At 67.7% G+C, this 24,437-nt stretch carries 18 protein-coding genes and 1 tRNA gene; 5 read left to right on the forward strand and 14 right to left on the reverse strand.

The features are described from left to right. Positions 1-14: 14 nt before the first annotated feature. From ACLIIZ_RS08210 to ACLIIZ_RS08225, 4 genes are read left to right on the forward strand one after another with little or no spacing between them, the layout of a single operon-like run. The gene (locus ACLIIZ_RS08210; RefSeq protein ID WP_416691621.1) at positions 15-8,921 is read left to right on the forward strand and encodes a retention module-containing protein; all 8,907 of its coding nucleotides are present in this window, start codon (positions 15-17) and stop codon (positions 8,919-8,921) included. Between the two features lie 24 nt (positions 8,922-8,945). Further along, positions 8,946-9,269 carry a helix-turn-helix domain-containing protein gene (locus tag ACLIIZ_RS08215; RefSeq protein WP_416691622.1) on the forward strand — a complete coding sequence of 108 codons (324 nt, stop codon included), beginning with the start codon at positions 8,946-8,948 and terminating at the stop codon, positions 9,267-9,269. Positions 9,270-9,272: 3 nt separating this feature from the next. Next, positions 9,273-11,123 carry a TolC family outer membrane protein gene (locus ACLIIZ_RS08220; RefSeq protein WP_416691623.1) on the forward strand — a complete coding sequence of 617 codons (1,851 nt, stop codon included), beginning with the start codon at positions 9,273-9,275 and terminating at the stop codon, positions 11,121-11,123. Positions 11,124-11,137: 14 nt separating this feature from the next. Beyond that, the gene (locus ACLIIZ_RS08225; RefSeq protein WP_416691624.1) at positions 11,138-11,455 is read left to right on the forward strand and encodes a hypothetical protein; all 318 of its coding nucleotides are present in this window, start codon (positions 11,138-11,140) and stop codon (positions 11,453-11,455) included. 13 nt (positions 11,456-11,468) lie between these two features. On the opposite strand, the gene ACLIIZ_RS08230 is transcribed toward ACLIIZ_RS08225, so the two are convergent. From ACLIIZ_RS08230 to ACLIIZ_RS08295, 14 genes are all read right to left on the reverse strand, one after another. After that, complete coding sequence (locus ACLIIZ_RS08230; protein ID WP_416691651.1) at positions 11,469-11,963, reverse strand: phosphatidylglycerophosphatase A family protein; 495 nt, start codon at positions 11,961-11,963, stop codon at positions 11,469-11,471. Further along, complete coding sequence (gene thiL / locus ACLIIZ_RS08235; RefSeq protein WP_416691625.1) at positions 11,950-12,930, reverse strand: thiamine-phosphate kinase; 981 nt, start codon at positions 12,928-12,930, stop codon at positions 11,950-11,952. The genes ACLIIZ_RS08230 and thiL overlap by 14 nt, the downstream gene beginning before the upstream one ends. 4 nt (positions 12,931-12,934) lie before the next feature. Next, positions 12,935-13,405: a transcription antitermination factor NusB gene (gene nusB, locus ACLIIZ_RS08240; protein WP_416691626.1), complete on the reverse strand. Its 471-nt coding sequence runs from the start codon at positions 13,403-13,405 to the stop codon at positions 12,935-12,937. Continuing rightward, positions 13,398-13,874 (reverse strand): 6,7-dimethyl-8-ribityllumazine synthase, encoded by a 477-nt coding sequence (ribH, locus tag ACLIIZ_RS08245; RefSeq protein ID WP_374324715.1) that lies wholly within the window; start codon positions 13,872-13,874, stop codon positions 13,398-13,400. The genes nusB and ribH overlap by 8 nt, the downstream gene beginning before the upstream one ends. A 3-nt stretch (positions 13,875-13,877) precedes the next feature. Continuing rightward, on the reverse strand, positions 13,878-14,999 hold the full coding sequence (gene ribBA / locus ACLIIZ_RS08250; RefSeq protein ID WP_416691627.1) for a bifunctional 3,4-dihydroxy-2-butanone-4-phosphate synthase/GTP cyclohydrolase II: 1,122 nt from the start codon (positions 14,997-14,999) through the stop codon (positions 13,878-13,880). A gap of 60 nt (positions 15,000-15,059) precedes the next feature. Beyond that, complete coding sequence (locus ACLIIZ_RS08255; RefSeq protein WP_416691628.1) at positions 15,060-16,805, reverse strand: putative bifunctional diguanylate cyclase/phosphodiesterase; 1,746 nt, start codon at positions 16,803-16,805, stop codon at positions 15,060-15,062. 8 nt (positions 16,806-16,813) lie between these two features. Then, the gene (gene ychF, locus ACLIIZ_RS08260; RefSeq protein ID WP_416691629.1) at positions 16,814-17,905 is read right to left on the reverse strand and encodes a redox-regulated ATPase YchF; all 1,092 of its coding nucleotides are present in this window, start codon (positions 17,903-17,905) and stop codon (positions 16,814-16,816) included. A 10-nt stretch (positions 17,906-17,915) separates the two neighbouring features. Then, a complete protein-coding gene (pth, locus tag ACLIIZ_RS08265) occupies positions 17,916-18,494 on the reverse strand; it encodes an aminoacyl-tRNA hydrolase (protein ID WP_416691630.1) in 579 nt (192 codons plus the stop codon). 67 nt (positions 18,495-18,561) lie between these two features. After that, positions 18,562-19,161, reverse strand: a complete 600-nt coding sequence (locus ACLIIZ_RS08270; protein WP_416691631.1) for a 50S ribosomal protein L25/general stress protein Ctc — start codon at positions 19,159-19,161, stop codon at positions 18,562-18,564. Positions 19,162-19,218: 57 nt separating this feature from the next. After that, positions 19,219-20,169, reverse strand: a complete 951-nt coding sequence (locus ACLIIZ_RS08275; protein WP_416691632.1) for a ribose-phosphate pyrophosphokinase — start codon at positions 20,167-20,169, stop codon at positions 19,219-19,221. Positions 20,170-20,255: 86 nt separating this feature from the next. Then, positions 20,256-20,332, reverse strand: a tRNA-Gln gene (locus ACLIIZ_RS08280). A 72-nt stretch (positions 20,333-20,404) separates the two neighbouring features. Further along, positions 20,405-21,256 (reverse strand): 4-(cytidine 5'-diphospho)-2-C-methyl-D-erythritol kinase, encoded by an 852-nt coding sequence (gene ispE, locus ACLIIZ_RS08285; protein WP_416691633.1) that lies wholly within the window; start codon positions 21,254-21,256, stop codon positions 20,405-20,407. Beyond that, positions 21,253-21,822 carry a lipoprotein insertase outer membrane protein LolB gene (gene lolB, locus ACLIIZ_RS08290; RefSeq protein WP_416691634.1) on the reverse strand — a complete coding sequence of 190 codons (570 nt, stop codon included), beginning with the start codon at positions 21,820-21,822 and terminating at the stop codon, positions 21,253-21,255. Before lolB ends, ispE begins: the two co-directional genes overlap by 4 nt. Further along, a complete protein-coding gene (locus ACLIIZ_RS08295) occupies positions 21,819-23,480 on the reverse strand; it encodes a tetratricopeptide repeat protein (RefSeq protein WP_416691635.1) in 1,662 nt (553 codons plus the stop codon). Before ACLIIZ_RS08295 ends, lolB begins: the two co-directional genes overlap by 4 nt. A gap of 87 nt (positions 23,481-23,567) precedes the next feature. Here ACLIIZ_RS08295 and mutM point away from each other — a divergent pair, with 87 nt between their 5' ends. Then, positions 23,568-24,401, forward strand: coding sequence for a bifunctional DNA-formamidopyrimidine glycosylase/DNA-(apurinic or apyrimidinic site) lyase (gene mutM, locus ACLIIZ_RS08300; RefSeq protein WP_416691636.1), 834 nt, complete (start codon positions 23,568-23,570; stop codon positions 24,399-24,401). Positions 24,402-24,437 lie beyond the last annotated feature (36 nt).

Consider the following 24,437-nt stretch of genomic DNA (forward strand, 5'->3'; position numbering starts at 1 on the left):
AAGGAGTTCAAGCCATGTCAGCCGCCATCAGCATCGCCAAAGCAGCTTCCGTCACCGGCCAGGTTTTCGCCATCTCGCCCGACGGCAAGGTTCGTCCCTTGCACCCCGGCGACCCGCTCTTCCCCGGCGAGAAGGTGGTCACCGCGCGCGACGCGCAAGCCGTCGTCAAACTTGCCGACGGCCGGGAAATCAGCCTGGAGCGCAGCGAAAGCCTGCAACTCGACGGCGACGTCGCCGGCAACAGCAGCCAGGACGACAGCGCAGTGGCGGCGAACAGCCCCGGCGCCCGCGAACTAACGGCGGCGCTCGCCGCCAACCGGCCGCTCGACGACCTGCTCGACGAGGAGGCCACGGCCGCCGGTGAAAGCGGCGCCGCCAGCGAAGGCGGCCACAACTTCGTGCAGTTCCAGCGCATCGTCGAGAGTATCGGCAGCAGTGACTCCGCCTACCGCTTCGGCGCCGGCGACCGTTACGCCCTCGCCGAGCGCCAGAACGGCGACCTGACCCCGGCCGAGCCGGACACCACGCCGCCCAACGGCGGCGCCGCGCCGACCGTGACCATCGTCGAAGACGCCAACAACGACGGTTTCATCAACCGCGCCGAACTGCAGGGCGACGTCGACATCCGCGTCGCCTTCGACGGCAAGCTGGTCGATATCGGCGACACCGTCCGCGTCAATGCCAACGGTCTCATCATCGACGTCGTCGTCAACGCCCAGGACAAGGCCAACGGCTACGTCTCGCTGAGCGTCCCGCCGACCGCCCATGGCAGCACCTTGACCGTCGAGGCGGTGATCCTCGACCCCGCCGGCAACAGCACCCTGCCCGGCCAGGACAGCGCCAAGGTCGACACCAGCAACCTGCAGGGCCTCGCGGTAACCATCGTCGAGGACGCCAACAACGACGGCTTCATCAACAAGGCCGAACTCAGCGGCAAGGTCGACATCCGCATCGACCTGCCGCCCGAAACCATCGCCGGCGATCTCCTGACCGTGCGCGTCACCGGCAACGCGACGCGCAGCATCGTCCTCTCGCAGGCCGACATCGATGCCCACCATGTGCTGATCGACGTCGACGCCCCGGCCAACGGCACCCGCATCGAGGTTTCCGCCCAGGTCTCCGACCCCGCCGGCAATCTCTCCAACACCGCCGGCGACAGCGCGACGCTGATGATCGGCGACCTCGCCGCGCCCACCGTCACCATCACCGAGGATGCCAACGGCGACGGCTGGCTCAACGCCGCCGAGCTGCAGGGCAACGTCGATGTCCGCGTCGACCTGCCCGACAGCGCCCGCGCCGGCGATAGCCTGCTCGTCTCGGTCAATGGCGTCGCCCGCCTGCCGGTGCTGCTCACCGCCGCCGACATCGCCGCCGGTCATGTCGCCCTCGCCGGCATCGCCAGTCCCGGCGACGGCCATACGCTGACCGTCGTCGCCCAGTTGCGCGATCCCGCCGGCAACCTCAGCCCGAGCGGCAGCGATGCCGTCACCGTCGATACCACGGTCTACAAGAATCTGGCCGTCGAAATCACGGAAGACCGCAACGACGACGGCTTCATCTCGATCGCCGAACTGCAGGGTAACGACATCGACGTTCGCGTCACCCTGCCCGCCGGTGCCGCCGTCGGCGATTCGCTGACCGTCTCCGGCAGCGGCAACGTCGATCAGGTGATCACCCTGACCGCCGCCCATCTCGCCGCCGGTCACGTCGATCTCAAGTTCAACCCGACCGCCGACAATACCGACTTCGTCGCCACCGCCCGCATCACCGACATCGCCGGCAATGCCGCCGGTCCGGTCAGCGACAGCGCCCGCCTGCTGCTCTCCGAGCCCGGCGCCCCCATCGTCGCGATCACCGAGGACGCCGACAACAACCGCTGGATCAGTGCCGCCGAGCTCAACGGTGAGATCGACGTCAGCATCACCTTGCCCGGCACCGCCCGCGTCGGCGACAGCCTGCTCGTCTCGATCAACGGCGTCGCCCAGGCCCCACACGTGCTGACGCTCGCCGACATCAACCGCGGCAGCATCGCGCTGGCCGTCGCCAATCCGGGCGAAGGGCAAAGCCTTGAAGTCACCGCCCAGGTCCGCGACCCTGCCGGCAACCTCGGCAAGACCGGCAGCGACAGCGCCACCGTCGATACCATTCCGCCCAACGGCGGCAAGGCGCCCACCGTCACCATCACCGAAGACGCCGACAACAACGGCTACATCAATGCCGCCGAACTCAACGGCGACGTCGATGTGAAGATCGCCTTCGACCCGGCCAAGGTCGACGCTGGCGACATCGTCGTCGTCAGCAGCGGCACGATTACCCGGGAAATCACCGTCACCGCCGCTGACCTCACCAAGGGTTACGTCACCACCGCCTTCGCCGCGCCGCCGTCCGGTGACAGCATCGTGGTCAGCGCCCGCATCGTCGATCCGGCTGGCAACAGCACCCCGCCGGGCAGCGACAGCGCGATCGTCGACACCGACGCGCCGAACAAGGGCGATGCACCAACCGTCACCATCGTCGAAGACGCCAACAACGACGGCTTCATCAACCGTGCCGAAGCGCAAGGGACGGCCGACGTCCGCATCGACTTCAAGCCGGCGCTGGTCGAGGTCGGCGACATCGTCCGCGTCACCGACGGCAACACCACCCGCGAGATCGTCATCGACGCCGCCAGCAAGGCGGCCGGCCATGTCCTGACCGACTTCCCGATTCCGGCGCCGGGCAACACCCTGGTCGTCAGCGCGACCATCGTCGATCCGGCCGGCAACAGCACGCTGCCCGGCCAGGACAGCGCCAAGGTCGACACCAGCAACCTGCAGGGCCTTGCCGTGACCATCGTCGAGGACGCCAACAACGACGGCTTCATCAACCGCGCCGAACTCAGTGGCAAAGTCGATATCCGCATCGACCTGCCAGCCGAGGCCATCGCCGGCGATCTCCTGACCGTGCGTGTCACCGGCAACGCGACGCGCAGCATCGTCCTCACGCAGGCCGACATCGACGCCCAGCATGTGATGATCGATGTCGATGCCCCGGCCAACGGCACCCGCATCGAGGTGTCCGCTCAGGTCTCCGACCCGGCCGGCAATCTCTCCAACACCGCCAGCGACAGCGCCACGCTGATGATCGGCGACCTCGCCGCACCCACCGTCACCATCACCGAGGATGCGAACGGCGACGGCTGGCTCAACGCCACCGAGTTGCAGGGCGACGTCGATGTCCGCGTCGATCTGCCCGATACCGCCCGTGCCGGTGACAGCCTGCTGGTCATGGTCAATGGCGTTGCCCGGGCGCCTGTCTTGCTGACGGCTGCCGACATCGCCGCCGGCCATGTCGAGCTCGCCGGCATCGCCAGTCCCGGCGACGGCCATACGCTGACCGTGACCGCCCAGTTACGCGACCCCGCCGGCAACCTCAGCCCGAGCGGCAGCGATGCCGTCACCGTCGATACCACGGTGTTTACCGGTCTCGCCATCGAGATTGCCGAGGACCGCAACAACGACGGTTTCATCTCGATCGCCGAACTGCAGGGTAACGATATCGACGTCCGCGTCACCCTGCCCGCCGGCGCTGCCGTCGGCGATTCGCTGACCGTCTCCGGCAGCGGCAACGTCGATCAGGTGATCACCCTGACCACCGCCCATCTCGCCGCCGGTCATGTCGATCTCAAGTTCAACCCGACTGCCGACAACACCGACTTCGTCGCCACCGCCCGCATCACCGACATCGCCGGCAACGCTGCCGGCCCGGTCAGCGACAGCGCCCGCCTGCTCCTCTCCGAACCCGGCGCGCCGCTCGTCGCGATCACCGAGGACGCCGACAACAACGGCTGGATCAACGCCGCCGAACTCAACGGCGACATCGACGTCAGCATCACCCTGCCCGGCACCGCCCGTGTCGGCGACAGTCTGCTCGTCTCGATCAACGGCGTCGCCCAGGCGCCGCATGTGCTGACGCTTGCCGACATCAACCGCGGCAGCATCGCCTTGGCCGTCGCCAATCCTGGTGAAGGACAAAGCCTTGAAGTCACCGCCCAGGTCCGCGACCCGGCCGGCAATCTCGGCAAGATCGGCAGCGACAGCGCCACCGTCGATACCATCCCGCCCAACGGCGGCAAGGCACCGACCGTCACCATCACCGAAGACGCCGACAACAACGGCTACATCAACGCCGCCGAGCTCAACGGCGACGTCGATGTGCAGATCGCCTTCGACCCGGCCAAGGTCGACGCTGGCGACATCGTCGTCGTCAGCAGCGGCACGATTACCCGGGAAATCACCGTCACCAGTGCCGATTTGAGCCGCGGTTACGTCACCACCGCCTTCACCGCGCCGCCGTCCGGCGACAGCATCGCGGTCAGCGCCCGCATCGTCGACCCGGCCGGCAACAGCACGCCGCCGGGCAGCGACAGCGCCATCGTCGATACCGACGTGCCGAACAAGGGCGATGCGCCGACCGTCACCATCGTCGAGGACGCCAACAACGACGGCTTCATCAACCGTGCCGAAGCGCAAGGGACGGCCGACGTCCGCATCGACTTCAAGCCGGCGCTGGTCGAGGTCGGCGACATCGTCCGCGTCACCGACGGCAGCACTACCCGCGAGATCGTCATCGACGCCGCCAGCAAGGCGGCCGGCCATGTCCTGACCGACTTCCCGATTCCGGCGCCGGGCAACACCCTGGTCGTCAGCGCGACCATCGTCGATCCGGCCGGCAACAGCACGCTGCCCGGTCAGGACAGCGCCAAGGTCGATACCAGCAACCTGCAGGGCCTCGCCGTCACCATCGTTGAAGACGCCAACAACGACGGTTTCATCAACAAGGCCGAACTCAGCGGCAAGGTCGACATCCGCCTCGACCTGCCGGCCGAGGCCATCGCCGGCGATCTGCTGACCGTGCGCATCACTGGCAACGCGACGCGCAGCATCGTCCTCACGCAGGCCGATATCGACGCCCAGCATGTGCTGATCGACGTCGATGCTCCGGCCAACGGCACCCGCATCGAGGTCTCCGCCCAGGTCTCCGACCCCGCCGGCAACCTCTCCAACACCGCCAGCGACAGCGCCACGCTGATGATCGGCGACCTCGCCGCACCCACCGTCACCATCACCGAGGATGCCAACGGCGACGGCTGGCTCAACGCCGCCGAGTTGCAGGGCGACGTCGATGTCCGCGTCGATCTGCCCGATACCGCCCGCGCCGGCGACAGCCTGCTGGTCATGGTCAATGGTGTTGCCCGGGCGCCCATCGTCCTCACCGCGGCCGACATCGCCGCCGGCTATCTAGATTTGAGCGGCATCGCCAGCCCCGGCGACGGCAACACGCTGACCGTGACTGCCCAGTTGCGCGATCCCGCCGGCAACCTCAGCCCGACCGGCAGCGATGCCGTCACCGTCGATACCACAGTGTTTACCGGCCTCGCCATCGAAATCGCCGAGGACCGCAACAACGACGGTTTCATCTCGATCGCCGAACTGCAGGGCAACGACATCGACGTCCGCGTCACCCTGCCCGCCGGCGCCGCCGTCGGCGATTCGCTGACTGTCTCCGGCAGCGGCAACGTCGATCAGGTGATCACCCTGACCGCCGCCCATCTCGCCGCCGGCCACGTCGATCTCAAGTTCAACCCGACCGCCGACAACACCGACTTCGTCGCCACCGCCCGCATCACCGACATCGCCGGCAACGCTGCCGGTCCGGTCAGCGACAGCGCCCGCCTGCTGCTCTCCGAGCCCGGCGCCCCCATCGTCACCATCACCGAGGATGCCGACAACAACCGCTGGATCAGTGCCGCCGAACTCAACGGCGACATCGACGTCAGCATCACCCTGCCCGGCACCGCCCGCGTCGGCGATAGTCTGCTCGTCTCGATCAACGGCGTCGCCCAGGCGCCGCTCGTCCTGACCCTGGCCGACATCAATCGCGGCAGCATCGCCTTGGCCGTCGCCAATCCCGGCGAAGGTCAGGAAGTCAGCGTCAGCGCCCAGGTCCGCGACCCGGCCGGCAACCTCGGCAAGATCGGTAGCGACAGCGCGATCGTCGATACCATTCCGCCCAACGGCGGCCAGGCACCGACCGTCACCATTACCGAAGACGCCAACAACGACGGCTACATCAACGCCGCCGAACTGAACGGCGATGTCGATGTGCAGATCGCCTTCGACCCGGCCAAGGTCGATGCCGGCGATATCGTCATCGTTTCCAGCGGCACGATCACCCGCGAAATCACCGTCACCGCCGCCGACAAGGCCAACGGTTACGTCAGCACCGCCTTCCCGCCGCAAGCACACGGCACGATACTGACCGTCGAGGCGCTGATCCGCGATCCGGCCGGGAATGCGACGCCGCGCGGTAGCGACAGCGCCGAATTCCGCACCGCGCTGATCATCGACGACCTGACGGTCAGCGTTTCCGAGGAAGGCCTGGCCAAGGGCCTGCCCGACAACCTCGGCCTGCCTGCCGACACCACCGACTCGGCGGTTGTCAGCGGCTCGCTGGTCGTCGCCAACGGCACCCCGGCGCTCAGCTATTGCCTGCTGGCGCCGAGCGATGAACTTTGCTCGAACGGCGTGCGCATCGTCTGGTCCGGCGACGGCACCGAAGCGTCGCCGCTGGTCGGCCGCGCCGGCCCGCTCGGTCCGGAAGTCATCTGCGCCAAGGTCGATGCCCAGGGCAACTACGAAATCCGCCTGCTGCAAGCGGTCGACCACCTCGACAGCAGCGGCGAGGACATCGCCGCCCTCAACTTCACGGTCAAGGCCAGCGACGGCAACCAGCAGCACAGCGCGACGCTGACCCTGAACATCGAGGACGACGCGCCGCTCGCCCGCGACCAGAGCTTCCGCGTCGGCGATGGCGACGGCGCTGACACCAACCTGATGATCGTCCTCGACATCTCGTCGAGCATGAACGAATGTGCCTGCGTCAAGGACCTGGCCGGCAAGGACCTGAGCCGCCTCGACCTCGCCAAGCTGGCGATCAACGACCTGCTCGACCGTTACGACGGGCTGGGCGACGTCATGGTCCGCCTCGTCATTTTCGGCAACGACGGCCAGGCGATCGGCGACCGCTGGCTGACCGTGGACGAGGCGCGTGCCGCGCTGGCCGGCATCAGCGTCAGCGGCGAAGCGTCGAACTACGACGCGGCACAGGCCACCGCCAGCCAGGCTTTCGCCGATCCCGGGCGCATCGATACGGCGCAGAACGTCTCCTATTTCTTCTCCGACGGCGAACCGACAATCGACAGCAGCGGCCACCCGTTCAACTACACCGGCCAGTTCGATCCCTTCCTCGGCGACGGCATCGACCAGGGCGAAGAACTCGCCTGGCAGGCCTTTCTCGCCCAACACCAGATCGTCTCGCAGGCGATCGGCGTCGGCCCGCGCGGCATCATCATTCCCGACCAGTTGAACCCGATCGCCTGGGACGGCAGCAATGGCTGCAACCTGAACAGCAACTGGATCGGCGACTTCAACGAGATGGCCTGCGTTTTTGCCGACACCGTCGACGGCCCGACGACGCTCACCGGCAGCCTCGGCGGCTTCGGTGCCGACGGCGGCCACGTCGCCAGCCTGAGCATCGGCGGCTACAGTTTCGCTTACGACGCGCAGACCAACACGCTGACCGCCAGCGGCAGCTCGGACAGCGTCACCGCCTACCAGTTCGATCCGGTGGCGCGCACCCTGACGCTGACCACGGTACAGGGCGAGACGCTGCGCATCGGCCTCTGCGACGGCAGCTTCCGCTACCACGTCGACGAAACACCGGTACGCGGCAGCCACACCAACCTCCAGTACACGCTGGTCGATGGCGACGGCGACAGTGCCAGCGGCACGCTCGGCTTCGTCGGCACCGGCGTCCCGGCCAACGTCGCGCCGGTGGCCGGCATCGAGACCGGCAACAACCTGCTCGGCATCATCGGCCTCGAAGCGCTCGACCTGATCGACCTCGGCACCCGCACCCGCTTCACCGCGCTGGACGCCAACAACGACCTGATGCGCGTCGAAATCGCCTACCGGGCGCTGGTCAATCTCGGTCCCTACCATCTCCAGGCCTCGCTCGCGCTGGCCGCCGAACTCGGGCTGCACGTCGAGATCACCAACGATCCCGGCCTGCTCGGCCTGGTCCTGCCCAGCTCGACGCTGGTCATCACCGCCGCCGACGGCGGCACCATCGACAACCTGGCACTCAACGAACTGCTCGGCACGGTGCACTACGAACAGTCTTTGCTCGACGTCAGCGTGCTCAGCGCGACCAGCATCACCGCCACCGACAGCCACGGCCTGAGCAGCACGGCGAACGTCGGTTCGCTCGCCGAAGTCAGCCTGATCCATAGCCCGGACAGCGATCCGCGCCTGGTCGAGGGTGGCGACGGCGCCGACAGCCTGCAGGCGATCGCCGCCGGCAGCCGCCTCTATGGTCACGGCGGCGACGACCTGCTGCAGGGCGCAGGCGGCAGCGACCTGCTACGCGGCGGCGACGGCAACGACGGACTCGACGGCGGCGCCGGCATCGACCTGCTGATCGGCGGGCGCGGCAACGACATCCTGATCGGCGGCGCCGACAGCGATGTCTTCCGCTGGGAGTTCGGCGACCAGGGGACGGCCGCCGCACCGGCCACCGACGTCATCGTCGATTTCAACGCGACAGCGACGGTCGGCGCCGGCGGCGACGTGCTCGACCTGCGCGACCTGCTGCAGGGCGAATTCCACGACGGCAGCGACCTCGGCAATCTCGAACAGTATTTGCAGATCGAGACTGCCAGCGACCACACGCTGATCCGCATCAACCCGCTCGGCGACGGCAGCGCGCCGACCCAGCAAGTGATCCTCGACGGCGTGGACCTGTCGGCCGGCGGCCTCCATGCCGGCACCGCCCAAATCCTCGAAAACCTGATCCAGCAGGGACGCCTGCTGGTCGATTGAACCCTTGGTACTAGGAGAATCCGCATGAACACCGAACTCATCTGCAAGAATGGCCAGGACATCCGCGAACTGCGGAATCAACTCGGCCTCAAGCAAAGCACCTTCTGGAAGCGCATCCTGGTCACCCAGTCGGGCGGCTCGCGCTACGAAACCGGGCGCACCATTCCCAAGCAGGTGCTGCTGCTGATCCATCTCGCCTACAGTCCGCTCAAGGAGTCGGAAGCACTGCTCAAGCAGTTGCACGCCGGCAAGCCGGTGCCGATGCTGCGCGAGATCAGCGAGCGGCCGCGCGTCCGGCGCAGCCATGGCGGCCGCGCGCCAAGCATGGTCCAGGCCGGAGCCTGCTGAGCGATGACCCGACTCAAGACCCTCCCCTGGCTGCTCGCCAGCCTCGCCCTGCCGCTGCATGCCCAGCAGCCGGCAGCCCCGGAAGTCCAGCAGGCGCTGCGTCAGGTCGCCCAGCAGGCGGTGCAGAAAAGCCCGGAAGTGACGATCAAGTGGCGCAACTACAAGGCCGCCGAAGAAGAAGTCGGCGTCGCCCGCGGCGGCTACTTCCCGAAACTCGATCTGACGGCCGGGGCCGGTCGCGAGAGCCTGGAAGTGCCGGGTTCCGCCAAGGACACCTACACCCGGCGCGGTTACGCGCTGACCTTGAGCCAGATGCTGTTCGACGGCTTCGCGACGCGCAGCGAAGTGCGCAAGCTGGGCAAGGCCAAGCTGGTGCGCTACTACGAGTTGCTTGAAGCCTCGGAGAACGTCGCCCTCGAAGCCAGCAAGGCCTACGTCGACGTGCTGCGCTACCGCTCGCTGGTGGCGCTGGCCGAAGACAACTACGTCCGCCACAAGGCGACCTACGAGCAGATCAAGGCGCGCACCGCGTCCGGCGTCGGCCGCCGGGTCGATCTCGAGCAGGCGGGCAGCCGGCTGGCGCTGGCCGAGGTCAACCTGACCACCGAGACCGCCAACCTGCATGACGTGATGGCGCGCTACCAGCGCCTGGTCGGCGAACTGCCGGCGGCAACGCTGACACCGCAGCAACTGCCCGGCGCGGCGCTGCCGGCGAGCCCGAAGGCGGCGCTCGACGTGCTCTACAAGCGCAACCCGACGCTGCTGGCAGCGGTCGAGAACATCGAAGCCGCGCAGTACGACGTCGAAGGCCGGCGCGCCGCCTACATGCCGCGCATCGACCTGCGGGCCCGCACCGAGACGACCAAGAACTACCAGGGCGTCAGCGGCGACCGCGACCAGAACGTCGCCGAAGTCGTGATGTCGTGGAACCTGTTCAACGGCGGTTCGGACACCGCGCGCGAACGGCAATACGTCGAACGCAAGCACATGGCGCTGGAAATGCGCGAGAAGGCGTGCCGCGACACCCGGCAGACGCTGCTGATCGCCTACAACGACGTGCAGCGGCTGAGCGAGCAGAAGGCCAACCTGACGACCCAGGTGGCGCTGCTCGAAAAGACGCGCGACGCCTACCGCGACCAGTTCAACGTCGGCCAGCGCACGCTGCTCGACCTGCTCGATACCGAAAATGAACTGCTCTCGGCGAAGCGCTCGCTGGTCAATGCCGACACCGACCTGACGCTGGCCTACCTGCGCAGCCAGGCCGGCATGGGCTCGCTGCTCGAGTTCATGGGCCTGCAGAAGCTGGAGACGGCGACGCCGGAAGCCAGCGAACTGGCCGAAGTCGACGCCGCCACGCTGTGCCCGCCGGAGCCGGTGGCGCTGACCAGCACGCCGCGCGCCGATCTCGACGCCCGGGCGCAGGACATGCTGGGCAAGAAACCGCCGGTCGTGACGCCGCCAGCGCCCGCCAGCGACGCCGACGTGCAGGCGCGCATCCGCGCCTGGGCGCAGGCCTGGTCGGCAAAGGACTACACCGCCTACACCGCCTTCTACGCGCCGGGCTTCACCCCCGACCGCGGCCTCTCGCGCGATGCCTGGGATCGTCTGCGGCGCACCCGCATCATGCCGCGCGAACGCATCTCGGTGACGGTGGACAAGCTGGACGTGCAGATGCACGGTGCCGACCGGGCGACGGCGCAGTTCGAGCAGACCTACCGCTCGAACCTCTACAACGACCGCGTCCTGAAAACCCTGCAGATGGTCCGCCAGAACAGCCAGTGGCTGATCACCGGCGAAACCGCCGTGCCCTGCCGCGGCAACACGGTCGGCGGCTGCAGCCCGGGGCAACGCTGAACCTGGAAAGCGGCTTGGCCGCCCGTCAGCCAAGCCGCTGGAGCCTGCTCATGAAAATGTCGCGCCTGCCATCGACGACCCAGCAGCCAACTGCGGAAGCCATCGAGCGGGCAACCCAGGCCCTGTTCGCCAGCCGGCGCCGGGTGGAGCCGATCGAAGGCGTGGACAATCAACGCGAACGTTCGCCGCAGCAGGAATTAGCCGCTTTCTGCCTAGCCGGGCCGCCAGTTGAGCGGCGGCGCCGGGGGGCGGATGGCGGTGACCCGGATGCGCTCCGCCAACGCTACGACACGCGCAGCCGACGTCCCGGGACGATCAACGAAAAAGCCTGAGCCGGCGGCAGCTTCAGCCGCCGATGGTGTAGCGCAGCAGCGCCAGCACGAACAGCGTGTAGCCGGCGGCCACCAGGTCGTCGGCCATCACGCCGAAGCCGTTCTTGACCTTCTCGTCGAACCAGCGCGCCGGTTGCGGCTTGCTGATGTCGAACAGGCGGAACAGCAGGAAGGCCGCCAGTTGCCAGAGCCAGCCCGGCGGGGCGAGCAGCAGCACGAACCAGAAGGGGACGATCTCGTCCCAGACGATGCTGCCGTGGTCGGGTTCGCCGAGCGCCCGGCCGGCGACCTCGATGAACCAGATGCCGGCCAGGTAGGCGACGGCGAACAGGAAGAGCAACTGGCCGTCGCCGAAGTGGGGACGGAACAGGATGAAGCTGGCCCAGGCGAACAGGGTGCCGAAGGTGCCCGGCGCCCACGGCGCCAGCCCGCTGCCGCAGCCGCAGGCGAAGAAATGCGCCGGGTGGGCGAGCAGGAAGCGGACGCTGGGCGGCCTAGCCAAAGTGATCGTACCCCCGGCGTGCGATGTCCACCGGCTGGCCGTCCGGGTCGAAGACCTCGACCGTACCCGGCGTCCCGGCGACGATCTCGCCGATCGGCCAGAGCGGCAGTTCGAGCGCCGCGGCGAGCGCCGCCACCTCCGGGCTGCGCGCTGCCGGCACGGTGAAGCACAGTTCGTAGTCGTCACCGCCGGCCAGTTGGCAGTCGAGGGCAAGGCGGCGCAGGTCGGCGTCGTAACGCTCGCCGCTGCCGACCAGGTCGCGCAGTTGCGGCAGTTGCACGAGGCGGACGGCGGCGGCACAACCGGAACGTTCGGCGATGTGGCCGAGGTCGGCGAGCAGGCCGTCGGAAACGTCGATCGCCGCGCTCGCCAGGCCGACCAGCGACTGGCCGAGGGCGAGCCGCGGACGCGGCTTTTCCAGGGCGGCGATGCACAGCCGCGGCCAGGGTTCGGGCAGGCTGACCCGGCCCTGCAACTGGGCGAGGCCGAGCGCCGCCAGCCCGGGCCGGCCGGACACCCAGATCTGGTCGCCGGGACGGGCGCCGTCGCGGCGCAGAGCGCGTCCCGGTTCGACTTCGCCGAGCGCGGTGACGCACAGGTTGAGCGGGCCGCGCGTGGTATCGCCGCCGATCACGTCGACACCGTATTCCTTGGCGCAGGCGAAAAAACCGTCGGCAAAACGCTCGATCCACGCCGCGTCGGCCGCCGGCAAGGCGCCGGCCAGCGTCACCCAGCGCGCCGTGGCGCCCATCGCCGCGAGGTCGGACAGATTGACGGCGAGCGCCTTCCAGCCGAGGTTGCGGGGATCGGTATCGGCCAGGAAATGGGTGCCGGCGACCAGCATGTCGGTGGTCACCGCCAGTTGCTTGCCGGGCGTCGGCTGGACCAGCGCGCAGTCGTCGCCGGGGCCGAGCACCGCCGACGGCGTCGGACGGGCGAAGTAGCGGTCGATCAGCGCGAACTCGCCCGCCATCGCCTTACTTGCCGCGCCGGCGCGAAGCGACTTCGTCCGGGCGGACGATGGCGGCGATCTTGTCGAGCACGCCGTTGACGTACTTGTGGCCGTCGGTACCGCCGAAGGACTTCGCCAGCTCGATCGCTTCGTTGATGATGACGCGGTAGGGCGTCTCCGGATGATTGACCATCTCGAAGGTGCCGAGCATGAGCAGCGACGCTTCGACCGGCGAGAGTTCGCCAAAGGGGCGGTCGATATGGCTGGCGATGCGCTCGATCAGCGCCTCATGCTGGCCGATGACGCCGCGCAGCGTGCCGACGAAGAACTCGCGGTCGGCCTTGGCGAAACCTTCCATTTCCGGCGCGTAGGCTTCGATGGCGGCTTCGTCGGCACCGCCGACGCGCCACTGGTAGAGGCCCTGCAGAACGAATTCGCGGGCGCGGCGACGGGCCGACTTGGGCGGCGCCTTGGGGGTTTGTTCCTGCTCAGTCATTGCTCAGCGCTCCTTGCAGGTTGGCCATTTCGACGGCGGCCTGGGCGCAATCGGTGCCCTTCGGCTGCATGCGGACTTCGGCCTGTTCGTCGGTGTCGCAGGTCAGGATGCCGTTGGCGATCGGTACGCCGGTATGCAATTGCAGTTCCATGATGGCGCGGCAGGCGTCGTTGGACACCACTTCGAAGTGATAGGTGTCGCCGCGGATCACCGCGCCGAGCGCGATCAGCGCGTCGTACTGGGCGGTCTGCGCCATCGTCTGGAGGACCAGCGGGATTTCCAGGGCGCCGGGGACGGTGGCGATCGCCATGTCCTCGTCGGCGACGCCGAGCCGCTTGAGTTCGGCGACGCAGGCGGAAAGCAGGCCTTCGCAGATGGGCAGGTTGAAACGGCTCATGACGATGCCGATGGCCAGGCCATTGCCGTCGAGGTTGCTGTCGAATTCGAATACGTTGTCAAAACGGGACATGGCTCAAAGCTCCGCGGGTGAGGTGACGAAACCGGTGACTTCGAGGCCGAAACCGGTCATGGAGGGCATCTTGCGCGGGCTGGAGAGCAGCCGCATCTTGCCGACGCCGAGGTCGCGCAGGATCTGTGCACCGATGCCGTAGGTGCGCGGGTCCCATTTCTGTTGCGGGCGCGGCGTGCCGGCCGCTTCCTCGCGGGTCAGGCGCTCGATCAGCGCGGTGCCGTCTTCCGGACGGTGCATGAGGACGATGACGCCGTGGCCGTTTTTGGCCAGCGCCGCCTGCGCCTGGTCGATCGAGTAGGACTGGTGGCTGCTCGCGGGATCGAGGAAGTCGAGGACCGACAGCGGTTCGTGCACGCGGACCAGGGTCTCGCCGCCAGCCGGAATCTCGCCCTTGACCAGGACCAGGTGGGTGCCGCCGCCGGCGCGGTCGACGTAGGCGTGCAGCGCGAATTCGCCGTGCGCGGTGGCGATGGTCTTGCTGCTGACGCGCTCGACCAGGGTTTCGGAAGCGGCGCGGTAATGGATGAGGTCGGCGATGGTGCCGATCTTCAGGCCGTGCTGCTTGGAGAACTCGATCAGTTCGGGCAGGCGGGCCATCGTGCCGTCGTCGTTCATGATCTCGCAGATCACCGCCGCTGGTTCCAGGCCGGCCATGCCGGCGAGGTCGCAACCGGCTTCGGTGTGGCCGGCGCGGACCAGGACGCCGCCGTCGCGGGCAGTGATCGGGAAGACGTGGCCGGGCTGGACGATGTCGGCCGGACTGGCGTTGCGTGCCACGGCGGTGCGGATGGTGTGCGCCCGGTCGGCGGCCGAGATGCCGGTGGTGACGCCTTCGGCGGCTTCGATCGAGACGGTGAAGGCGGTGCCGAACTGGGTGCCGTTGCTACGCGCCATCTGGCTCAGGCCGAGGTGGCGGCAGCGGGCTTCGGTCAGCGTCAGGCAGACCAGGCCGCGGCCATACTTGGCCATGAAGTTGATCGCTTCCGGCGTGACGTGCTCGGCGGCCATGACCAGGTCGCCTTCGTTTTCACGGTCTTCCTCGTCGACCAGGACGACCATGCGGCCGGCCTTCAGTTCGGCGACGATTTCTTCGGTTGAGGCAATGGCGGGATGCGGGGGCATGGAATTCCGGTAAAGAGGGGAAAGGGGGCTATTTTCGCAGAAAGCGACGGAGCCGGGGGCTCAGCCGCCCTGCCCGGCCCGGTGGGCCTTGACGAAGTCGATCACGGCATCGGCCGGCAAGGGCCGGCTGTAGAGGAAACCCTGGACGAAATCGCAGCCGAGTGCGGCCAGGAAATCGCGCTGCCCTTCGGTCTCGACGCCTTCGGCGACCAGTTCCAGCCCCAGCTTGTGGCCGAGGGCGACGGTGGCGGCGCAGATGGCGGCGTCGTTGCTGTCGGTTTCCAGGTCCTTGACGAAGGAACGGTCGAGCTTGAGGCGCTGGATCGGCAGGTGCTTGAGGTAGGCGAGCGAGGAATAGCCGGTACCGAAATCGTCGATCGCCAGCATCATGCCCATGTCCGACAACTGGTCGAGAATCGACAGCGTCAGTTCCGGGTTCTGCATTGCCGTGCTCTCGGTGATTTCGAGTTCGAGGTCGGCGGCGCTCAGGTCGTAGCAGGAGAGGACGCCGCGGATCAGGGCGGGCAGGTTCTCGTGGCGCAGTTGCTGGGCCGAGATGTTGACGGCGACGCGCAGGCGGTCGATGCCGGCGTCGCGGAAGCGGCGCACCTGGCGGCAGGTTTCCCAGATCACCCAGTCGCCGAGCGGCTGGATCAGGCCGCTGTCCTCGGCGATGCGGATGAAGCGGGTGGGCGGCACGTCACCGAGCTCGGGGTCGTGCCAGCGGGCGAGCGCCTCGAGACCGGAGATCGCGCCGTTGCGGGTGTCGATCTGCGGCTGGAAGTGCAGCGCGAACGGCGAGTGTTCCGGCGTCACCGAGGCCAGCGCCCGGCGCAGCGCGTTTTCCAGGCGCAGGCGTTCGCCGGCCGCCTCGTTCATCGAGCGGGCGTAGAACTGGTAGTTGTTGCGACCGGCGTCCTTGGCGTGATACATCGCGACATCGGCGTTGCGCAGCAGGGTCTCGCGGTCGCGGCCGTCGGTCGGGTAGAGGCTGATGCCGATGCTGGGCGTCGCGAATAGCTGGTGCGGGCCGATCACGTGCGCCTCTTCGGCCAGCCGGTGGCGCACCTTGCCGGCCAGCGAGACCGCCGCCATCGCGCTGTCGATGTCGGGCTGGACGACGACGAACTCGTCGCCGCCGAGGCGGGCGACGATGTCGCTGGCGCGCACGCAGTCGCGCAGGCGCAGGGCGACGCTCTTCAGCAGTTCGTCGCCGACCGGGTGGCCGAGGGTGTCATTGACCGTCTTGAAGTGGTCGAGGTCGATCAGCATCAACGCCACCTGGCGACCGTCGCGCTCGGCGCTGCGGATCGCCAGTTCGAGCTGCGATTCGAAGGCTAGCCGGTTGGGCAGGCCGGTCAGCGGGTCATGGTAGGCGAGGTGCAGCAGTTTCTGCGTCGCTTCGACGCGTTCGCCGATGTCGGCGTAGGTGGCGACATGGTTGAGCAGCTTGCCGCTGGCGTCGCGCACCTCCGAGACCACCGCCCACAGCGGATGGATGCTGCCGCTGCGGTGGCGGTTCCAGATTTCGCCGGACCACACGCCGTCGGCGCGGATCGCCTGCCACATCGCCGCGTAGTAGTCCTTGCTCTGGCGCCCCGAAGAAAGCAGCGACGGGTCGCGGCCGACCACTTCGTCCAGGCGGTAGCCGGAGAGATGGCAGAAGGCGGCATTGACGGCGACGATGCGGTTGTCGGCGTCGGTGACCAGCGCCGCCTCGCTCGACTGCAGCAGCAAGCGGTGCAGGACGACCGGGGCGAGCGCGGCCAGCGACTCGCCGATGGCTTGTGCCTCGTCCCGGTCCATGGCGACGCTCAGACGTTGAACAGGAAGTTCAGCACGTCGCCGTCCCTGACCACGTAATCCTTGCCTTCGGCGCGCATCTTGCCGGCTTCCTTGGCGCCGGCCTCGCCCTTGTACTGGATGAAGTCCTCGTAAGCGATGGTCTGGGCGCGGATGAAGCCGCGCTCGAAGTCGGTATGGATGACGCCGGCCGCCTGCGGCGCGGTATCGCCGGCGTGGATGGTCCACGCGCGCACTTCCTTGACCCCGGCGGTGAAATAGGTCTGCAGGCCGAGCAGGGTGTAGCCAGCACGGATCAGGCGATCGAGGCCGGGCTCGTGCAGGCCCATCGATTCGAGGAATTCGGCCTTGTCGGCGTCGTCGAGGTCGGCGATCTCGGCTTCCATCGACGCGCACAGCGCGACCACCTGCGAACCTTCTTCCGCGGCATGCGCCTCGACCTTGGCCAGCAAGGCGTTGTCGGCGAAGCCGTCCTCGGCGACGTTGGCGGCGTAGAGCACCGGCTTGGCGGTGATCAGGCAGAAGGGCCTGAGGCTGGCCCATTCTTCCTTGGAGAGGTCGAGCGCGCGCACCGCCTTGCCCTGGTCGAGCTGGGCGAAGCATTTTTCCAGCACGGCGACCAGGATCTTGGCTTCCTTGTCGCCGGCGCTGGCCGGGCGCTTGTAGCGGTTGAGCGCCTTTTCGACGGTGGCCATGTCGGCCAGTGCGAGTTCGGTATCGATCACTTCGATGTCGCGGATCGGATCGACGCTTCCGGAAACATGCACGACGTTCGGGTCGTCGAAGCAACGCACGACGTGGACGATGGCGTCGGTTTCGCGGATGTTGGCGAGGAACTGGTTGCCGAGGCCTTCGCCCTTCGACGCACCGGCAACCAGGCCGGCGATATCGACGAATTCGACGATCGCCGGCTGGACCTTCTGCGGCTTGACGATGGCCGACAGCGCTTTGAGGCGCGGATCGGGCACCTCGACGATGCCGACGTTGGGCTCGATGGTGCAGAACGGATAGTTGGCGGCTTCGATGCCGGCCTTGGTCAGCGCGTTGAACAGGGTGGATTTGCCGACGTTGGGCAGACCGACGATACCGCATTTCAAAGACATGTTCTTTTCCTCAGACGGCTTTGCCGTGCAACTGTTGCTGGGCGCCGGGGTAGTCACCGGCGGCGATGCGGGGCCACGCCAGCAGGCTGCGCTGGAGGGCGTGTTCGATGTCCGGCGCTTCTTCCTTGTGCGGCGGGTGGAGGACGAAATCGACCACCTGCTGGGCCAGGTTGAGCGTACGCGGATGGCCGATGCCGAGGCGCAGGCGCCAGAAATCCGGCGTTCCCAGTCTGGCCTGGATGTCCTTCAGGCCATTGTGGCCGCCGTTGCCGCCGCCCTGCTTGAGGCGGATGCCGCCCGGCGGCAGGTCGAGTTCGTCATGGATGACGAGGATCTCGGCCGGCGAAATCTTGTAGAAATTGGCCAGCGCCGCGACCGCCTGCCCGGAGCGGTTCATGTAAGTACTCGGCTGCAGCAGCCAGAGTTCGCCGGCGCGCGCCGCCCTGCCGAAGAACTTGGCCTGCGGCGCCAGGCTGACGCGCAGTTGCTCGGCCAGTCGGTCAACGAACCAGAAGCCGACGTTGTGCCGGGTGGCTTCGTATTCCGGACCTGGGTTGCCGAGGCCGACGACGAGACGGGGCGTGGTCATGGTGACTTATGCGAAAAGGCCGCCGGGGCAATTGCCTGCGGCGGCCAGTATAGCGGATTGACGAAAATTACTCGGCGGCTTCGCCTTCGTCAGCCTGCGCACCGCCCTTGCCGACGATGCTGACGACGATCGGATCTTCGTCACCGTGCTTGACCAGGGAAACACCTTGCGGCAGGGCGATCTGGGAAGCGTGGATGTTTTCGCCGACCTTCAGGGCGCCGACGTCGACCGTCAGGTATTCCGGCAGGTCCTTGGCCAGGCAGTGGACGTCCAGTTCGCCGATGACGTGGTTGACCAGGCCGCCACCGAGCTTGACGCCCGGCGCGTTTTCTTCGTTGACGAAGTGCAGCGGCACCTTGATGTGCAGCTCATGGTCGGCGTCGACGCGCTGGAAGTCGATGTGCAGGACCAGCGGCTTGTAGGCGTGCTTCTGGAAATCGCGCAGCAGGACCTGTTCCTTCTTGCCGTCGATCACGAGGTTGATGATCGAGGAATGAAAGGCTTCCTTCTTCAGCTTCAACAGCAGGTCGTTGTGGTTGGTCTCGATGGCGACCGGGGCGGCGTTGCCGCCATAGACGATACCCGGGACGGTGCCGGCGCGACGCAGGCGGCGGCTCGCACTCGTTCCCTGCAGATTGCGCACGTTGGCGATGACTTCGAATTGCATGGTGTTACTCCACGATGGATTCCCGATCCGCGACCAGACCGGGAAGGTTGAAAAAACTCAATCGATGAACAAGGACGACACGGAGTCGTCATTGCTGATGCGGCGGATCGTTTCGGCCATGATGTCGGCGACGGAAAGCTGGCGGATGCGCTGGCTGGCGGCGGCATCGTCGCGCAGCGGAATGGTGTCGGTGACGACCAGGGCGTCGAGGTCCGAGGTATTGACGCGCTCAACCGCCGGACCGGAGAGGACCGGGTGAGTGCAGTAGGCGTACACCTTGCTGGCGCCGTTGGCCTTCAGCGCGGTGGCGGCCTTGCACAGGGTGCCGGCGGTGTCGACCATGTCGTCCATGATGATGCAGGTGCGACCCTTGACGTCGCCGATGATGTTCATCACTTCGGAAACGTTGGCCTTCGGGCGACGCTTGTCGATGATCGCCAGGTCGCATTCGAGGCGCTTGGCCAGCGAGCGGGCGCGGACGACGCCGCCGTGGTCGGGCGAAACGACCATCACGTTCTCGTAATTCTGCTTCTTGATGTCGTCGAGCAGGATCGGCAGCGCGTAGATGTTGTCCACCGGGATGTCGAAGAAGCCCTGGATCTGTTCGGCGTGCAGGTCCATGGTCAGTACGCGGTCTACGCCGGAGGCGACCAGCATGTTGGCGACCAGCTTGGCGGCGATCGGCACGCGCGACGAGCGCGAGCGGCGATCCTGGCGGGCGTAACCGAAGTAGGGAATGGCGGCGGTGATGCGGCCGGCCGAAGCGCGCTTCAGCGAATCGACCATGACCAGCAATTCCATCAGGTTGTCGTTGGTCGGGGCGCAGGTCGACTGGATCACGAAGATGTCGCGACCGCGCACGTGTTCCTGCAGTTCGACGCTGACTTCACCGTCCGAGAAACGGCCGACGTTGGCACGACCGAGATCGACGTTGAGATGCTTGGCGACGTCGGATGCCAGCTTGGGGTTGGCATTGCCGGTGAAGACCATCAGGCTGTTATAGGCCATTTCCGCATTCCTCCGGGCTCCGCGCGCGCCGCGAAGGCCCGATACAATGAAAATCGGGCAGGCCTAAGACCTGCCCGAAGGGAAACTGGCAGAGGAGGAAGGATTCGAACCTTCGAATGCCGGAATCAAAATCCGGTGCCTTGACCAACTTGGCGACTCCCCTGCGGTTCGTTCGGACGGGGTGTCGTTCGAACGAGGCGCGAATGATACAGGAGGGTTTTACGGAAATCCAGCCCTATCGTGCAATTTCTGCCAAGGGATGTTGCGTCAGCCCGTTGGCGACCCAGCCGATCATGCCTTCCGGCATTCCGGCGCAGGCTGTCGCAGCCGCATCCTCGCTGCCGAAGGCGGCGAAGACGCAGGCCCCGGAGCCGGTCATCATGGCGTCCGGCGCATGTTGGCGCAGCCAGGCGAGGTGGCTGGCGACGGCGGGAAAAGCGGCGCAGGCGACGGCTTCCAGGTCGTTGCCGCCGATCCCCGGCCGCCAGTCGGCGGGGCGCATTGCCGGCGTGTCGCGACGCAAGTCCGGCGAACCGAAGATCGCCGCCGTCGGTACCAGCACCGGCGGTTGCAGAATGAGATAGGCGGCTGGCGGCAAGTCGAGATCGGTGAAGGTCTCGCCGACGCCTTCGGCGAAACAGTTGCGGCCGTGGACGAAGACCGGCACGTCGGCGCCCAGCGCCAGGCCGAGCTTTTCCAGTTCGCCGCGCGGCACACCGGTTTGCCACAGGTGGTTGAGGGCAAGCAGGACGCTGGCCGCATCCGACGAACCGCCGCCGAGACCGCCGCCCATCGGCAGCGTCTTCTCGAGATGGATCGTCGCCCCCTGCCGGCAGCCGGTGTGCGCTTGCAGCAAGCGGGCGGCGCGCACCGTCAGATCGTCGTCCGGAGCGACGCCCGGCGTCGGTGTCGCCAGCTCGATGCTGCCATCGGCGCGCGGCGAGAAGCGCAGCCAGTCGCAGCGATCGATGAAGCGGAACACCGTCTGCAGCAGGTGGTAACCGTCGGCGCGGCGGCCGACGACGTGCAGGAAGAGGTTGAGCTTGGCCGGCGCCGGCCAGCGGCTGTGCCAGTTCCATTCGTTCATGGCAGGGCTTTCCAGGTTTCGATGCGCAGCCGCAGTTCGAGCACCGCGTTGCTCGCCGTCAGGCGCATCGGCGGCGCCGCCGGATCGTCGTCGGCGTAGGCATAGTCGACGCGCCAGCCGGCTTCGTCGAGGCGCAGCGGACGGTCGAAGGCGTCGCGCTCGAGACGACCGCCGGGGCCTGCGCGGCCGAGCAGCCAGCCGGCGAGGCGGCCGATCGGCAGCGCCTGGCCGGTGACTTCGGCGAGCAGTTGTTCGGCGTCGGCAGCTTCGCGGGTCTGGCCGTCGCTGGTGATCAGCCGCGCCTGGCCGCCGCCGCTGTACAGTTCGGCGACGCCGATGCCAAGCGGGTTGGCGAGCAGCAGACGGTCGCCGTCCCGGCTGTGGGTCCAGTCGAGGCGGCCGCCCGTGCTCTCGCTGCTGCCGTCGGCCTGACGGGTGAGCAGCGCAAAGCGGCCGGCGACGGCGAAATTCTCCAGTTCCCCGCGCTGCGGCAACGGCCCGGCCGGCAACTGGGCACAGGCAGCGACGAGCAGCGCGGCGCAGCAGCCGATCAGACGACGGATCAAGGCAGGTACTTCTTGATCACCGCGCCCAGCGTCTTGTTGCCCGGCGCATTGCGCTGCGCCTCCTGCAGCAGCCGGCGCGCCTCATCCTGGCGACCGGCCTGCCACAGCACCTCGGCCAGATGAGCGGCGATTTCCGGATCGGGCTTGACCCGGTAGGCGGCCTGCAAGGTCTGCAACGCGGCATCGAGCTTGCCCTGGCGGTACTGCAGCCAGCCCAGGCTGTCCATGATGAAAGGGTCTTCCGGCGCCAGTTCGACGGCCCGGGTGAGTAGCGGCTCGGCTTCGTCGAGGCGGACGTTGCGGTCGGCGAAGGAATAACCGAGCGCGTTGAGCGCGTGGGCGTGGTCCGGGTGCTTCTTGAGCAGGCGGCGCAGGTGGAATTCCATCGGCTCGTAAAGACCCAGCCGCTCGGCGGTCAGCGCCGCGTCGTAGAGCAGGTCGGGGCTGTCGGGATCGGTCTCCAGGGCCTTGCGCAGCGTCGCGTAGGCGGCGTCCTCGCGGCCGCCGTCGCGGTGCAGCTGGGCTTCGGCCAGCACCAGCTGGGCCCGCTCACCGGGCGTCGCGCCGCGCGTGTCGCGCAGCAGGCGCAGGGCCTCATCGTTCTTGCCCTGTTCGAGCAGGATCGTCGCGATGCGGGCGCGCGCCGCGACATACCGCTCGCCACTGATGACGCGCCGGTAATGCTCGATCGCCTGCTCGTTCTGCCCGGCTTCCTGGGCAATCTGGCCAAGCAGGTAATGAATGCTGCCGCGATCGGCGAAAGGCGTCGCCAGCAGGCGTTCGAGCAGGGCGATGCCGGCTTCGCGGTCGCCGTGCTGCAGGGTCAGGATGGCGGCGGGGTAAAGCACCGCCGGCTCCTCCGGGAAATCCTTGAGCAGCCGTTCGTATTGCAGCCGGGCGTCGTCCAGGCGCTTTTCGGCGACCAGCATCTGGGCCAGCGCCAGACGGGCGTCGCGCGCCGTCGGATGGGCATCGACGAAGCGCCGGAGCCCCCCGAGTCCCTTCTCGGCATCCTGACGCGCCACCAGCTTGGCGCGGGCGATCGCCGCCAGGTCCCAGTCCGGCTTGCGCGCCAGCGCCGCTTCCGCCTCGCGCAGCGCCCGCGCTTCGTCGCCGGCGGCGAGCGCCGCCTGGGCCAGCGCGAAACGCGCTTCCGGCAATTCCAGATAAGGTGGCAGCACGGCGTCGAGCAGGCGGAGCACGGCCTGCTTGTCCGGGATGCGCGCCAGCATGCGGTTCAGGTGCAGCAGGTTTTCGTTGAGGTTTTCCTTGTCGCTCGCCAGCAGGGCGACCAGATGCGGCTGCAACTGATCGACCTGGCGGGCATGGACGAGCAGTGCCAGTTGTGCCTGGCGGGCGGCACTCGATTCCGGCTCAACGCTCAGCCACAACTCGACCAGCGCCAGGGCGCGGGCGTTGTCGCCAGCGAAACCGGCGACCTCGACGGCGCGCGCGATGACCTTCGGGTCACGGGTGCGCTCGGCGAGGTCGGCCCAGGCCTGCACACTGAGTCCGACCGCCCCCTGGCGCAGCGCCAGTTCGCCGAGCAGGACCTGGAACACGGTGCGCCCGAGCAGATCTTCGCTAGGCGGCGGAGCGGCCCATGCCGGCAGGCCGATGGCCAGGGTGAGGGCGACGACGAGTTGCTTCGGGGACATGGCGGCTTTCCGATTGGCGTGCGTATTTGAACGCATAATAACGAAGTAGTTTGCGATGTTATTTGGGAATCGACGGGGGAACAAGCGATGCCGGAGTTGCCGGAGGTTGAAGTCTGTCGCCGGGGGATCGCCCCCGAGCTGGAAGGCGAGGTGGTACGCGCCGTCGTGCAGCGGGCGGCGAAGCTGCGCCAGCCGATCCCCGGCGAATTGCGCGAGCTGCTGCCAGGCTGCCGCATCGTCGCCGTGCGCCGGCGCGGCAAGTACCTGCTGATCGACTGCCGGCGCGCCGATGTCGAGGGCACGCTGATCATCCACCTCGGCATGTCGGGCAATCTGCGCTTCGTTCCCGCCGACCTGCCGCCGGAGAAACACGATCACTTTGACCTCGTCCTGCCCCGGCAGACGCTGCGCCTCGCCGATCCCCGGCGTTTCGGCGTCGTTCTCTGGCAGCCGGGACCACCGGCAACGGTCGAGCGTCACCCGCTGCTCGCCGTACTCGGCATCGAGCCGCTCGCCGACGGCTTCACCGGCGACTGGCTGCACGCGGCCCTGGCGCGGCGCCACGGCCCGGTCAAGCCGGTACTGATGGACAGTCACATGGTGGTCGGCATCGGCAACATCTACGCCGCGGAAAGCCTGTTCCGCGCCGGCATCTCGCCGCTCCGTGCGGCCAGCCGGATCAGCCGCCTGCGCTGCACCAGCCTGGTTGACGCCATCCGTGCCACCCTGAGCGACGCCATCGCCGCCGGCGGCAGCAGCATCCGCGACTACGTGCACAGCGACGGCGGCGCCGGCTGCTTCCAGATCCAGGCCGGCGTCTATGACCGCGCCGGCGAACCCTGCCTGCGCTGCGGCGGCGCCGTCCGGCAAATCCGCCAGGGCGGCCGCAGCACCTATTACTGCCCGGCCTGTCAGCACTGAAAGCGCGCAGCAGCGCTGGCCACTTATGCTAAATTG

Source organism: Azonexus caeni (assembly GCF_048146105.1).
GTDB lineage: Bacteria > Pseudomonadota > Gammaproteobacteria > Burkholderiales > Rhodocyclaceae > Azonexus > Azonexus aromaticus_B.

Bases quoted from the DNA above. Each gene is read 5' to 3' on its own strand.
- ACLIIZ_RS08210 (WP_416691621.1), top strand. From the start codon at position 15: ATGTCAGCCGCCATCAGCATCGCCAAAGCAGCTTCCGTCACCGGCCAG.
- ACLIIZ_RS08215 (WP_416691622.1), top strand. From the start codon at position 8,946: ATGAACACCGAACTCATCTGCAAGAATGGCCAGGACATCCGCGAACTG.
- ACLIIZ_RS08220 (WP_416691623.1), top strand. From the start codon at position 9,273: ATGACCCGACTCAAGACCCTCCCCTGGCTGCTCGCCAGCCTCGCCCTG.
- thiL (WP_416691625.1), bottom strand. From the start codon at position 12,930: ATGGCGGGCGAGTTCGCGCTGATCGACCGCTACTTCGCCCGTCCGACG.
- nusB (WP_416691626.1), bottom strand. From the start codon at position 13,405: ATGACTGAGCAGGAACAAACCCCCAAGGCGCCGCCCAAGTCGGCCCGT.
- ribH (WP_374324715.1), bottom strand. From the start codon at position 13,874: ATGTCCCGTTTTGACAACGTATTCGAATTCGACAGCAACCTCGACGGC.
- ribBA (WP_416691627.1), bottom strand. From the start codon at position 14,999: ATGCCCCCGCATCCCGCCATTGCCTCAACCGAAGAAATCGTCGCCGAA.
- ACLIIZ_RS08255 (WP_416691628.1), bottom strand. From the start codon at position 16,805: ATGGACCGGGACGAGGCACAAGCCATCGGCGAGTCGCTGGCCGCGCTC.
- ychF (WP_416691629.1), bottom strand. From the start codon at position 17,905: ATGTCTTTGAAATGCGGTATCGTCGGTCTGCCCAACGTCGGCAAATCC.
- pth (WP_416691630.1), bottom strand. From the start codon at position 18,494: ATGACCACGCCCCGTCTCGTCGTCGGCCTCGGCAACCCAGGTCCGGAA.
- ACLIIZ_RS08270 (WP_416691631.1), bottom strand. From the start codon at position 19,161: ATGCAATTCGAAGTCATCGCCAACGTGCGCAATCTGCAGGGAACGAGT.
- ACLIIZ_RS08275 (WP_416691632.1), bottom strand. From the start codon at position 20,169: ATGGCCTATAACAGCCTGATGGTCTTCACCGGCAATGCCAACCCCAAG.
- ispE (WP_416691633.1), bottom strand. From the start codon at position 21,256: ATGAACGAATGGAACTGGCACAGCCGCTGGCCGGCGCCGGCCAAGCTC.
- ACLIIZ_RS08295 (WP_416691635.1), bottom strand. From the start codon at position 23,480: ATGTCCCCGAAGCAACTCGTCGTCGCCCTCACCCTGGCCATCGGCCTG.
- mutM (WP_416691636.1), top strand. From the start codon at position 23,568: ATGCCGGAGTTGCCGGAGGTTGAAGTCTGTCGCCGGGGGATCGCCCCC.